Source organism: Mesorhizobium amorphae (assembly GCF_014843845.1).
Classification (GTDB): domain Bacteria; phylum Pseudomonadota; class Alphaproteobacteria; order Rhizobiales; family Rhizobiaceae; genus Mesorhizobium; species Mesorhizobium amorphae_A.
Window position 1 is genome coordinate 404,514 of the sequence record NZ_JHQS01000051.1, and the last position, 13,143, is coordinate 417,656.

Annotated in this window: 10 protein-coding genes; 4 read left to right on the forward strand and 6 right to left on the reverse strand. The window is 64.3% G+C overall.

The genetic code is table 11. The features are described 5' to 3' along the window. Nucleotides 1–6 precede the first annotated feature (6 nt). Nucleotides 7–594 carry a helix-turn-helix domain-containing protein gene (locus tag DH08_RS20310; protein ID WP_192181009.1) on the reverse strand — a complete coding sequence of 196 codons (588 nt, stop codon included), beginning with the start codon at nt 592–594 and terminating at the stop codon, nt 7–9. 242 nt (nt 595–836) lie between these two features. On the opposite strand from DH08_RS20310, the gene DH08_RS20315 reads away from it, so the two are divergent. Continuing rightward, the gene (locus tag DH08_RS20315) at nt 837–1,541 is read left to right on the forward strand and encodes a nitroreductase (RefSeq protein WP_192181010.1); all 705 of its coding nucleotides are present in this window, start codon (nt 837–839) and stop codon (nt 1,539–1,541) included. A 51-nt stretch (nt 1,542–1,592) separates the two neighbouring features. On the opposite strand, the gene DH08_RS20320 is transcribed toward DH08_RS20315, so the two are convergent. The 5 genes from DH08_RS20320 to DH08_RS20340 all read right to left on the reverse strand — a co-directional run bounded on the left by DH08_RS20320 (nt 1,593) and on the right by DH08_RS20340 (nt 8,308). After that, a complete protein-coding gene (locus DH08_RS20320; protein WP_192181011.1) occupies nt 1,593–3,035 on the reverse strand; it encodes an MFS transporter in 1,443 nt (480 codons plus the stop codon). Nucleotides 3,036–3,169: 134 nt separating this feature from the next. Then, nucleotides 3,170–3,757, reverse strand: coding sequence for a sarcosine oxidase subunit gamma (locus DH08_RS20325; protein WP_192181012.1), 588 nt, complete (start codon nt 3,755–3,757; stop codon nt 3,170–3,172). Further along, the gene (locus DH08_RS20330) at nt 3,750–6,743 is read right to left on the reverse strand and encodes a sarcosine oxidase subunit alpha family protein (RefSeq protein WP_192181013.1); all 2,994 of its coding nucleotides are present in this window, start codon (nt 6,741–6,743) and stop codon (nt 3,750–3,752) included. Before DH08_RS20330 ends, DH08_RS20325 begins: the two co-directional genes overlap by 8 nt. Next, the gene (locus tag DH08_RS20335) at nt 6,740–7,036 is read right to left on the reverse strand and encodes a sarcosine oxidase subunit delta (protein ID WP_192181014.1); all 297 of its coding nucleotides are present in this window, start codon (nt 7,034–7,036) and stop codon (nt 6,740–6,742) included. The genes DH08_RS20330 and DH08_RS20335 overlap by 4 nt, the downstream gene beginning before the upstream one ends. 12 nt (nt 7,037–7,048) lie before the next feature. Then, complete coding sequence (locus DH08_RS20340) at nt 7,049–8,308, reverse strand: sarcosine oxidase subunit beta (RefSeq protein WP_192181015.1); 1,260 nt, start codon at nt 8,306–8,308, stop codon at nt 7,049–7,051. Between the two features lie 230 nt (nt 8,309–8,538). Between DH08_RS20340 and DH08_RS20345 the strand changes: the two genes are divergently transcribed. The 3 genes from DH08_RS20345 to DH08_RS20355 all read left to right on the forward strand — a co-directional run bounded on the left by DH08_RS20345 (nt 8,539) and on the right by DH08_RS20355 (nt 13,142). Beyond that, a complete protein-coding gene (locus DH08_RS20345; RefSeq protein WP_192181016.1) occupies nt 8,539–11,022 on the forward strand; it encodes a mechanosensitive ion channel family protein in 2,484 nt (827 codons plus the stop codon). 173 nt (nt 11,023–11,195) lie between these two features. Beyond that, nucleotides 11,196–11,459: a hypothetical protein gene (locus tag DH08_RS20350; protein WP_006203307.1), complete on the forward strand. Its 264-nt coding sequence runs from the start codon at nt 11,196–11,198 to the stop codon at nt 11,457–11,459. A gap of 249 nt (nt 11,460–11,708) precedes the next feature. Further along, the gene (locus DH08_RS20355; protein ID WP_192181017.1) at nt 11,709–13,142 is read left to right on the forward strand and encodes a UbiA family prenyltransferase; all 1,434 of its coding nucleotides are present in this window, start codon (nt 11,709–11,711) and stop codon (nt 13,140–13,142) included. Nucleotide 13,143 lies beyond the last annotated feature (1 nt).

Consider the following 13,143-nt stretch of genomic DNA (forward strand, 5'->3'; position numbering starts at 1 on the left):
CTTCAATCAATATACAGGCGGCGAAACCACCCAGATGACCACCGCCGGCTCGGCGCCGGGATTGCGCCAGCGGAACGGCTTGCCCTCGAAGCGAAAGGAGTCGCCCTCGGCAAGCCGGTGCCAGACGCCCGATATCTCTATGTCGAAGGTGCCGGACGCGACATAGCCGGCTTCCTCCGTCGGCCGACGCGCCTCGGTCTTCAACTCAGCGCCCGGCGCGAAGACCGAACGCAGCATCTCGAAGCTACCGCCGAGATCGGGTGACAGAAGCTCCTCCACCAGCCCGGAATCGCTTGTGCCAAGCCTGCGCCGGCTGCCGGCGCGCACGACAACGCCGCGCTCTCTTTCGATCGGCACGTCGTGGCTGAAGAACAGGCTGACCGGCACGCCGAACAGGTCGGCGAAGGCCCTGAGGTCACCGAGCGAAGGGATCGACAGGCCGCGCTCGACCTGGCTGACCCAGCCAACGGAGCGGCCGAGCCTGAGGCCGATCTCGGCCAGCGTCAGCCCGCGCGCCTTGCGCAGCGCGCGGATGTCGCCAGCCAGCAGCCGTTCGCTGCTCTCTTGCTCCGATCTGACGGCGGTTGAGGCCAAGCCATTCTCTCGATGAAAAAATCCGGTCAAATTTCATGAGAGACCAGCACTATGAAAAAATCAAGAGGATTTTCACAAGACCACAAGATTTGCTTGCGCCATTTTGACGGTTCATGCAAAGGCTCGACCCACGAACGGCGGGTGGGGACGTCCGGTCGAGGACCAGGTATTTGGAATTCGCGCGTGGGTCCTATCCGGAAGCCGGTCCCGGTTTCCCAAGGCCATGCGTCAAGGGACGGCCCATGCTGGAAAACAACGCCCGGATTGCCAAGGATGCGGCGATCATAGACGAGGCGATCACATCACGCCGCTCGGTGCGCGCCTTCCTGCCCGATATGGTCGACGACGAGACGATCCGGGACGTTCTCGCCGTTGCGGCGCGGGCGCCTTCGGGTACCAACATGCAGCCCTGGCGGGTCTATGTGACCAAGGGCGACGTCAAGCAGCGGATCACCGACGCCATCCTGAATTCCGGCATCCGCGCCGAGAAGGCCGAATGGGACGAGTACCGCTACTATCCCACCCAGTTCTTTGAGCCCTATCTCACCCGTCGCCGCGCCAACGGCTTCGGCCTCTACGGCGCGCTCGGCATCGGTCGGCGCGAGGTCGACAGGATGCGTGCGCAGCACGACCGCAACTTCGTCTTCTTCGACGCGCCGGTCGGCATGATCTTCACCATCGACCGGCGGCTGAACCAGGGCTCGTGGATCGACTACGGCATGTTCCTGCAGAACATCATGGTAGCGGCGCGGGGCAGGGGCCTGCACACCTGCCCGCAGGCCGCCTTCGCGCCCTATCACCGGCAGATCAGGCCGGTTCTCAACATTCCCGACGAGGAGATCGTCGTCTGCGGCATGGCGCTCGGCCATGAGGACACGTCGAAGCCCGAAAACGAGTTCCGCACCGACCGCGTGCCGCTGGAAGAATGGGTGACGTTCAGCGAGTGAGGTGTGCCTTGGCCGGACGGAAAACCGCCTCACACTTTTCCTGGAATTGCTTTACTCCACGCTCATTTGCGCGCCATGGCCGCTGACATGGGCGCCGTCCTGCGGCGTCAGCCTGAGATAGGCGAACAGCGCGCACAGCGTGATGACGCCTTCGATCACGAACAGGATGCGGAAGTCGTTGGTCACGGCCGGGCCGCCGCCGGCCAGGAAGGACAGCAACGCGGCCGCCAGTCCGACGCTGATCGCCACCGCCAGCTGCCAAAGGATGTAGTAGAGGGCGCTGAAGCGGGCAAGCTGTTCCGGCGCGATGTCGGAATAGGCGAGGTTGCCGGTCGAAGCCCACTGCGCCGAGCGCAAAACACCGAAGGCGAAGATATAGGCAAGCACGATCCATACGGGTGTGGTCGCCTGGATCAAGGCGAAGCCCGCAACCATCGCGGCAACGATCGGCGTGTTGGTGACCAGCACACGGCGGAAGCCGAAGCGGTTGAGCAGGCGCGGCATGAAGACACGCATGATCAGCGATCCGATCGCAGCAACGAAGGTCAGCGATCCCGCCTGCACCGCGCTCATGCCGAAGCCGAGCTGGAACATCAGCGGCAGCAGGAAGACGACCGAGCTAAGACCGATCGTATCCAACCCGCCTCCCGTAAGAAAGGAGATGCGGAAGGTGCGGATACGCAGGAGCTTCAGGTCAAGCAGGGGGTTGCGGGCACGCAGGCAGTAGAAGGAGGCAAGCGTCAGGATGACGATCGCCAGTGCCAGCTCGGCCGCGATCATGCTGCCGGCTGCATCCTTCGCCGCAAGCGAGTCCATGCCGAAGACCAGCAAGACCATGCCGCTGCCGACCAGCAGGAAGCCCGCAAAATCGAACGGCGCGCGCACCGGTTTGGTGACCGTCGGAAACAGCGAGGCGGCAAGGACGGCCGCCGCCAGCGCGAATGGCACGTTGATGAAGAAGATCCAGCGCCACGAAATGTAGGTGGTCAGCGCACCGCCGACGAGCGGGCCGACCAACGGTCCGGACTGCCCGGCCAGCGAGATATACATGTTGATCTTCAGCGTGCGGCTGCGCGGGAAGGTCGACAGGATAACGACCTGGCCGAGCGTACCCATCAATGCGCCGCCGAAACCTTGCAGCGCGCGGGCGCCGACCAGCGTCCAGATGTCGTTGGACAGCCCGCAGAGCGCCGATGAAGCGGCGAACACCAGCAAGGCAAAGCAGTAGACGTTGCGCAGGCCGAAGCGGTCGGCAGCCCAGCCGCCAAGCGGCATCGAGATGATCAGGCTGGCGACATAGACGGTGATCAGAAGCCCAAGTTGGCTCGGTGGCCGGGAAAGGCTTTCGCCGATACCGGGCAATGCGGTGACCACGACATTCTGGTCGAGGCTGGTCATGAAGACGCCGCAGGCGACCGTCGTCGGCAAAAGCATCGACGCCTCGCCTGCCGGGGCAAAGCGGGTTGTGGCCGTCGCCGAAGTCTCTGCGGTCATGGAAGGATATTGTCGAACCGGTTGCCTGGACGAGCGCTTGCCCCGGCAAGGGCCCGTGATTCCTATCTATCCTCCCTGCTGGCCCAAGGCTCAAGCAGCAGTTGTGCCGGTCCATAATGCCAAGCGGACAGCCTTCATTGCACCTCGTAGCCGACTTCCTCGCTGGCATGGCAGAGCGCCTTCCAGAACGAGCGGGCGAAGGAGCGGAACACATAGATGTCGAACTGGTCGGCGCCGGTGCGCTGGATCTGCGCGAAGACATCGTGATGGGTGGTCGAACGGCCGGCGCCGATCGGGAAGGCCGGCAGCGCAAAGTCGATGGCGAAGAACTTTGCCAGCACCCATTCCGCCTTGGGCCCGGCGATACGCATCGCGGTGCGGCCATGCGACAGGTCGGTGACGGTGCCGATGGCCGGGGTGACGACGCCAGAGAACGCCGCAGCCAGGCCCTCGGCTTCGTCGACCACGGTGAACTTGCCGGGTGCGAAGCCGAATGCCGATCTGGCGCCGTCGGTTACGCCGCCGCCCGCGCCGTCCGGCAGGGCAAGACCCGTGGCCTTGTATATTGCCGACATCAGCCGCTTCTCTTCGCCCGGCCATGCGGCGAGCTGCAGGATCGAGCCCGGCCGCGTTTCGGACAGGATTACGTCGACGCCATGTTCGAAATTGCCATGCGAGCCCGGATAGTACTCCGGCTCAAGCGGCGATTGACGTTCAACCATGCATGCGGCTCCCGTCCGGATCGTAGAAGTGGTTGGAGACGATTTCGATCGGCCCGAACCGGTTGCGCAGCGGATCGGAGACGAAGGCGCGCGTGCCGTGCCGCGCCTTGCCGCCGCTGACCAGCGCCAGCGCGATGTGCTTGCCGAGCGCCGGCGAGTAGCAGCAGGCGGTGATGTGGCCGATGGAACCGTGCGGGTTGGCTTCGTCGAGCTCCTCGACGATATGCGCGCCGCCGTTGAGCGGCCGGTTGTCGAGCGAAACCAGGCCGACGAGTTGCAGCCGGTCAGGGGCGATCAGACCTTCGCGGTCCATCATCGCCGAGCCGATGAAAGGTTTTTTCTTGGACAGCATCCAGTCGAGATGCAGGTCGCGCGCCGTGGTGCGGCCGTCGATCTCGGCGCCGGTGACGTGGCCCTTCTCGATGCGCATCGTGCCCAGCGCCTCGAGTCCGTAGGTGACCAGTCCGAACGGCTTTCCGGCCTCGATCAAGGCTTCCCAGACATGGGTGCCATAGCCGGCGCCGGAATAGACTTCGAAGGCCATTTCGCCGGAGAAGGACAGCCGGCAGATCATGACGGGCACGTCCGCGATCTTGCCGTGCACGATGCCCATGAACGGCAAGGTGACGTTGTCGACGGCCGTACCCTTGACGCAAGCGGCGAGGATTGCCCGCGCCTTCGGGCCGCCGATGGCGGCGCCCGCCCATTCGTCGGTGACCGAAGTGACCGTGACCTTCAGCTCCGGCCAGATGACGTCGAGGAAATATTCCAGATGCTGCATCACCTTGCTGGCATTGGCCGTGGTGGTGGTCATCAGGAAATTCTGCTCGCCGAGCCGCCAGGTGGTGCCGTCGTCGAAGGCCAGCCCGTCCTCGCGCAGCATCAGCCCGTAGCGGGCCTTGCCGACGGCGAGCGTCGAGAACATGTTGGTGTAGACGCGGTCGAGCAATTCGGCCGCATCCGGCCCTTGCACGGCGATCTTGCCCAGCGTCGAGACGTCGACGATGCCGGCACTGTCGCGGGTCGCCTTGGCTTCGCGCACATAGGCCTGCTCGATCGTCTCGCCGGCAAGGCCGTAGATCATCGGGCGATACCAGAGGCCGGCCGAATACATCGTCGCGCCATTGGCGATGTGCCAGTCATGCATCGGCGTCAGCCGCTCCGGCTTGAGATCGCCGAAGCGCTCAGCCGCCAGCGAGCCGATCGACACCGCAGAGTAGGGCGGACGGAAGCGCGTCGTGCCGACTTCGGGGATCGGCTTGCCGAGCGCCTCGGCCATGATGGCGAGGCCCGGCACGTTGGAGCTCTTGCCCTGGTCGGTCGCCATGCCGAGCGTGGTGTAGCGCTTCAGGTGCTCGACCGAGACGAAGCCTTCGCGATGGGCAAGGCGCACATCTTCGGCGGTGACGTCGTGCTGGAAATCGACGAAGCTTTTTCCCTTCGCCTTGATCTCGAAGACCGGCGCCGGGTCGGGATCGCCGGGAGCGGCGTCCACGACCGGCAAGGCCGTCGGCGCGCCTGTCGCTCCGGCGGCGGAAAGACCGGCGGCGCGGCCTTCGGCGATGGCCTCGGCGGTGGAGAAGCTGCCGATGAAGGCGCCGGCGCCGACCCATTTCTGCGTCGGTTTCGGCGGCAGGAAGGCCTGGCGCGCGGCGTCCCACTCCGCCCTGGCGCCGGCCTGGCTGGCGAGGTGGATGGTCGGCGACCAGCCGCCCGACATCAACAGACAGTCGGCATGGATGCTGCGCGCATCGCCGGTCAGCGCGCCGCTCACCATGTCGAAACGCTGCACCTTGAGGCCGGAAAGCGCCTTGCCGCCTTCGGTGGAGACCACGGCATGACCGGACAGGATCTCGGCCTCGGCATCGGTGGCCAGCTTGCGCATCTCGCTCGACAGGTCCTGGCGAACATCGATGATGGCGACGATCGCAGCGCCCGCCGACTTCAACGCCAGCGCCGAGCGATAGGCGCTGTCATTGTTGGTGAACAGCGCGATCCTGTCGCCGGGCAGCACGCCAAACTCGTTGGCGTAGCGCTCGGCGGCATGCGCCAGCATGACACAAGGCCGGTCGTTGCCAGGGAACACCAGCGGCCGCTCGAAGGAGCCGGTGGCCAGCACCACCGATTTGGCGCGGATCGCCCAGTAGCGATGACGTGGCTCGCCCTTGGCGGGGGCTTCCTTGTGGTCGGTGACTCGTTCGAGTGCAGCCAGCGTGTTGCCGTCATAGTAACCCCAGACCGTGGTGCGCGGCAGCAGACGGACATTGTCATGGCCTTCGAGCTGGCCAACGGCGCGCGCCGCCCAGTCCGCCACCGGCGTGCCGTCGATGGTCTCGCCGGACCAGTTGGCCGAGCCGCCGAAATGCGGCTCCAGCTCGCAGAGGATGACGCGCTGGCCCTGATCGGCGGCGGCCCTGGCGGCCATCAATCCGGCCGGGCCGGAGCCGACCACCAGCACGTCGCAGAAGGCGTTCATGCGCTCGTAGCGTTCCGGGTCGGCGGCGGTGCCGGCTCTGCCGAGGCCGGCGGCGCGGCGGATGAAGTGCTCGCAGAACATCCAGAAGCGGGTGCCTTTCAGCGGGCCGATCACCGGACCCATGAAGGTCTTGTAGTAGAAGCCGGCCGACAAGATCTTGCCGCCGAGCTGATTGATGGCGTTGACGTCCCAGGCGAGCGACGGGAAGCGGTTCTGGCTGACGGCCACCAGCCCGTCATAGATCTCGACCATGGTGGCGGCGATGTTCGGTTCGCGAACCTCGCCGCGCAGCACCGTCACCAGCGCGTTCGGCTCCTCGACGCCGGCGGTCAGCACGCCGCGCGGGCGATGGTACTTGAACGAGCGCCCGAACAGCGTGACGCCGTTGGCGAGCAGTGCCGAGGCCAGCGTGTCGCCGGCATAGCCGGTGTAGGGCGTGCCGTCGAAGGTGAAGCGGATGGTTCGCAGCCGGTCGATGCGACCGCCGGTTTCGGTGCGGCGCGGGCTCACGACTTGGCCTCCGACTTGTGCCGCGCGGCGGCTTTGTGGTCGCCGCGCGCGAAGCCGCTGCTCGAAATCTCATGCGTCAGTGTGTTGCGCACGACCCTGAGATGGGCGCGGCAGCCGCCGGAGTGCTGCCAGATCTCGTTGTGGTCGCCGGCCGGGTTCAGACGGTCGTAGACATAGGCATTCCAGGCGTCGAGGTCCTGCGAAGAAGGTTGCGGACGCTGGCGGTTGCCGTCACCCTGATAGGTGAATTCGATAACGTCGCGCGGGCCGCAATAGGGACAGGTGATCAGCATTTTTTCTTCTACCTAATGCAGCCGGGGCGTCGCGCCCTGGCCTTTGTCGTCGATGACAAGGCCACGATAGAAGCGGTCGAGCGTGAAGGGCGCGTTGAAGTCGTGCGGCTCGTCCTTGGCGATGGTCCAGGCAAAGCACCAGCCGGAGGCCGGCGTTGCCTTGAAGCCGCCGTAGCACCAGCCGCAGTTGAGATACATGCCCGGCAGCGGCCCGGTGGTGATGATTGGCGAACCGTCCATCGTCATGTCGCAGACGCCGCCCCATGAGCGCAGCATGCGCACGCGGGCGAGGCCCGGGAACAGTGCCAGCATCTCGCTCATCACCTCATCGACGATCGGCAGACTGCCGCGCTGGGCGTAGCTGTTGTAGCCGTCGAGGTCGCCGCCATAGACGAGGCCGCCCTTGTCCGACTGCGAGATGTAGAAGTGACCCATGCCGAAGGTCAGGATCGTGTCGATGATGGGTTTCAGCGATTCCGTCACGAAGGCCTGCAGCACGTGGCTCTCGATCGGCATTTTGTCGATGCCGGCAAGCTGCATGACCCGACCGGTGCTTCCGGCGACCGCAAGCGCCACCTTCTTGGCGCGGATTTCGCCGCGCGTCGTCGACACGCCGGTGATGCGGTCGCCGTCGCGCAGGAAGCCGGTGACCTCGCAATTCTCGATGATGTCGACGCCGCGACGGTCGGCGCCGCGCGCATAGCCCCAGGCGACGGCGTCGTGGCGGGCGCTGCCGGCACGCGGCTGCATCAGCCCGCCCAAGATCGGGAAGCGCGCCGAACCGGAAACGTCCAGCGCCGGGACCAGCCGTTTGATCTCGGCTACCGTCATCAGTTCGGCATCGACGCCAAGATGGCGCATGGCGTTGCCGCGCCGGGCGTAGTCATCGAACTGGGCCGGCGTATGCGCGAGGTTCAGGCAGCCGCGCTGCGAGAACATGACGTTGTAGTTGAGGTCGTGCGACAGGTTCTCCCACATCTTCATCGAGTGTTCGTAGAAGCGCGTGTTGGACGGCAGGAGGTAGTTGGAGCGCACCGCCGTGGTGTTGCGGCCGACATTGCCGGAGCCGAGCCAGCCCTTTTCCAGCACCGCGACATTGGTGATGCCGTGCTCCTTGGCGAGGTAGTAGGCCGTCGACAACCCGTGACCGCCACCGCCGATGACAATGACATCGTAGGACGCCTTCGGGTCCGGCTTGCGCCAGGCGGGCTTCCAGTCCTTGTTTCCGGTGAAAGCGTTCTTGAGGAGCGAAAAGGCGGAGTATTCGGCCATTCTTTTGGAGCCTGTCATGAGCTTCGGATGGGCCGCGCTGCAGTCATCCGTTTGTGCGATGCGGCAGACTATAGAGCAGGCCGCTGCCGCAAAGCCAAGATTACGCCATCGCTTTTCGACTGGCCGACTCCGAAAGCGCGCCGCCCGGGATGGCTTGCCCCATCATATCAGCGTCTTTATCAAGGATGGGTTTTCAGAACCGGCCTTTGCCGCGAGTCGCCAGACCACAGATGTTTTTTCGATTGCTCCGCCTGATCCTGATCCTTGCGCTTGTCGTCGCGGCGACGCCGTCGTTCGAAGCGCTGGCGCAGGCGATCGGCCAGGGCGCGGCAGGCCTCATCACCGACCAGCAGAAGGCGATCCAGGATCTGACCGCCAAAACCGACGGTCTCGAGAAGAAAATAGAGCAGGACAGCGAGGACGATGCCTCGCTGGTGGAAATCCGGCTGCAGCTGGAGGAAATGTCTCGGGCAGCGCTGACCAGCGCGCTCGCCTTCCGTTCGCGTCTCACCGACATCAACAACCGGATCGAGACGCTCGGCCCGCCGCCGGCCGCGGGGCAGCCGCAAGAGCCCGACATCGTCACCGGCGAACGCCAGGCGCTGGCGTCCGAAAAGGCCGAGATCAATGCCGTCATCGCTTCCGCGCAGAACCTGTCGATCCGCATCAACGGCCTGATCGACAAGATCGGCAATATGCGCAGCGAGCTGTTCCGCAATCTGCTCACCAAGCGCTACCAATTGTCCGATGCGCTGAGCCCGCAGGTCGTTTCCGACGCCCAGGACGAATACGCCAACTTTTACAAGGCCGTATCGTCCTGGCTGAGCTTTGCCTTCAAGTTCAAGTTCAAGGCGATGCTGGCGGCGAACTTCATGGCGCTGGCGCTCGCAGTGGTGCTGCTGGTCGGCGGCCGCCGCCTGTTTGGGCGTATCTTCGAAGCCGATGCGTCGATCGAGGATCCATCCTATCTCAGCCGGTTGTCGGTGGCGTTCTGGTCGACATTGCTGCCGACACTGGCCGTTGGCGCCTTCCTCGCTTCGACGGTTTTCCTGTTCAATTATTACAACGTCCTGCGCGGCGATATCGGCGTTTTCCTCAATGCGCTGGCTGCCGTCATCGCGGTGGTGTTCTGTGTCAACCGGCTGACCAACGCGGCGCTGGAGCCGCGGCTGCCGAACTGGCGCCTGATACCGGTCGAGACCGGTCCGGCGCGCTGGCTGGTGCGGCTGACGACGGCCATGGCGATTGTCATCGGCGTCAACAATTTCCTGTCGGTGGTCAACGACAAGATGGGCTCGCCGCTGTCGGTTACCATCGTCAGAAGTTTTGTCGCCACGATCATCTTCGGCGTCATCCTGATCCTGATGGCGTTGCTGAAACCGTTCAAGGCGCGCGACGAAAGCTGGCGTCCCTGGCCTGCATGGCTGCGCTACACTGCCATTGCGCTCGGTCTTTTCACCATTGCGGCGGCGCTGCTCGGTTATATCGGCCTGGCGCTTTTCGTCTCGCTGCAGGTCGTGGTCACCGGCACCATATTGATCACCGCCTATATCGGCTTCCTGTCGGCGCGGGCGATCGGTGAGGAAGGCGGGTTCGCCGACACCTCGGTCGGGCGCTGGCTTTCGACCAATTCCAGCTATGAGGAAACCGCACTCGACCAGCTAGGCCTGGTCGTCAGCATCGCCATCAACGTGATGATCGTGCTGGTGTTCCTGCCGCTGATTCTTTTGATGTGGGGGTTCCAGCCCGGCGACATCCAGGCCTGGGCCTACAAGCTGGCGACCGGCATCGCCATCGGTTCGGTGACCATCTCGGTCCTTGGCATCCTCAGCGGCATCGTCGTTTTCGTCATCGGCTACTTCCTGACGCGCTGGTTCCAGGGCTGGCTCGACGGCTCGGTGATGGCGCGCGGCCGGGTCGACACCGGCGTGCGCAACTCGATCCGGCTGGCGGTCGGCTATGCCGGCGTCGCACTGGCAGCACTCGTCGGCGTCTCGGCGGCGGGCATCGATCTGTCCAATCTGGCGCTGGTTGCCGGTGCGCTTTCCCTCGGTATCGGCTTCGGCCTGCAGAATGTCGTGTCGAACTTCGTTTCGGGCCTGATCCTGCTCGCCGAGCGACCGTTCAAGGTCGGCGACTGGATCGTTGCCGGCGAAATCAGCGGCACCGTCAAGAAGATCAGCGTGCGCGCCACCGAGATCGAGACGTTCCAGCGACAGTCGGTGATCCTGCCCAATTCGAACCTGATCAACAACGCGGTCGGCAATTGGACGCACCGCAACAAGCTCGGCCGCATCGACATCAAGGTCGGCGTCGCCTATGGCAGCGACGTCAAACGAGTGCACGCCCTCCTGCTCGAGATCGCACGCGGCCATCCGCTAGTGCTGAAGAATCCGGAGCCGTTCGTGCAGTTTACCAATTTCGGCGCGGCGGCACTTGAGTTCGAGATCCGCGTGTTTCTCGCCGATGTGCTCAACGGCGCCATCGTGCAGAACGACATCCGCTTCACGGTTCTCGATGTTTTCGACAGCGAGCATATCGAGATCCCCTCGACGCCGCGCGCCGAGGTCAAGAAGCACGAGGCATGGCCGATCGACGACGACAAGATCGAGGCCGAGTTCGCCGAGCGCGAGGAGGCGGAAGCCGCAGCCGCGATCGAGAGGGAACGCCTGGCGAAGTCGAAGCGCAAGAGCCGCAAGCCCGACCCGGATTAGGTCCTTTGATCCCGTCCCGCGAGCCCGCCTTCTCGTGCCACCAAACCAATTGCGGCATGAATGCGGCATTCAGTTGCGGTTCAGCTTGCAAGTCATATAAGCTCGCATGCAAAAGGGCGAGAATGCCTTGCAAAATGCAACCAGAGGCGGTGTTGAAACACCGATATTGCAAAATGTGGAAGTCTGTCGTCGCCGCCATCGCTTTTCTTGCCTTGGACGGTTCGGCTTTCGCCGCCAGCGCGATCAACAAGGACGCCGAGACCCGGACGCTGATCGTGACCGAGGGCGGCGGCAAGACGGAGCTGGCGCTGGCCGCCGGCGAGACCGTGGAATTCTGCCCGAACGGCTGTTTCGTCACCTTGCCGAATGGTGACCTCGAAGCCCTGACCGGCTCCGAAACGGTCGAGATCTCGGGCGGCGTCGCCCGCATCAAGTAAACTTCGGGCAGCATCTCTTGCAAAGGCCGGGCAATGCCCGGCCTTTTATTGTTTCCGGTAGGACTTGTTTAACAATGACGCGGGAAATACCAGCGCGCCGCTCGGCCACAACCGGGCGTTTTAACGATCGTTACGTCATCTCCCGCTATATCCGATACGAAGACGCCGAAACATGGCGCGGGTGTATCTGCACATGACTCCATCCGAACCGGCATTCGGTGTCATGCGCTTCAGGCAGGGCAGGAAAAAATGGACGCGAGGTCGGACAGGAACGCGATCCCGCTTGCGGTCGATCTCGACGGCACGCTGATTGCAACGGACCTTCTGTGGGAAGGTCTGTTCATCCTTCTCAAGAAGAATCCGCTCTATGTTTTCCTGGTGCCGTTCTGGCTGGCCGGCGGCCCGGCACGGCTGAAGCAGGCGATCGCCGACCGCATCGACATCGATCCAGCCTCGCTGCCCTACCGCGAGGTCCTGCTCGAGCGGCTGCGCAAGGAGCATGGCGAAGGCCGCAAGATCGTGCTGGCGACCGGTACGCCACGCAAATTCGCGGAGGCGATCGCAGCCCATCTCGGCATTTTTGATCGCGTGCTGGCGACCGACGGTCCGCACAACATGACGTCGGGCAGGAAGCGTGCCTCGCTCGTTGCCGCCTATGGCGATGGCGGCTTCGACTATGCCGGCAACAGCCGGCACGATGTCAGGGTGTTCGACGCGGCGCGCAGCGCGATCGTCGTGGCGCCTGACCGTCACGCCGCGCGCTGGCAAGCCGCCCATGGCGCCGAGACGGTGCCGACGCCGAAACCGACGCTCAAGACCTTCGTCAAGATGCTGCGTGTGCATCAATGGCTGAAGAACGTGCTGATCGCGGTGCCGATGGTGCTGTCGCACGAATACTTCAACATCGATATGATCTGGGAATGCGCGGTGGCGTTCGTTTCGTTCTGCGCGGTGGCGTCCGCCATCTACATCCTCAACGATTTCTTCGACCTCGCGCTGGACCGCAGGCATCCGACGAAGCGCAACCGACCTTTCGCCAGCGGCGCGCTGTCGATCCCGTTCGGCATGGGCGCGATCCTGGTGCTCCTGTCGATCGGCATCGCCGCCGGCCTGTTCCTGTCGCTTGAGTTCCTTGGCGTGCTCGGCGGCTACATAGTCGTCACGACGGCCTACTCGCTGTCGTTCAAACGCATGCTTCTGGTGGACGTGCTGACGCTGGCCGGCCTCTATTCGATCCGCGTTCTGGCGGGTGCGGCGGCGACCGGTGTCGACGTCTCGTTCTGGCTGCTCGCCTTCTCGATCTTCTTCTTCCTGTCGCTGGCGCTGGTGAAGCGATATGTCGAATTGCGCACCACCGCCATTCCGGCCGGCGAGCGCATTGCCGGTCGTGGCTATCGCACCGAAGACCAGGAGATCGTCGCCCAAGCCGGCATGGCCTCGGCCTTTTCCTCCGCCCTGGTGCTGGCTCTCTATATGGACAGTGTCTCGGTGCGCGAACTCTATCCGCATCCCTGGCTGGTCTGGCCGCTGGCGCCGATCGTGCTGTATCTCACCATGCGCGTCTGGATCCTCGCTCGCCGCAACGAAATGCACGACGATCCTGTCGTCTTCATCATCCGCGACTGGCGCAGCCAGATCGTCGTGTTGATCGGCGCCGCGCTGCTGGTCGCCGGAGGCTGGTAGG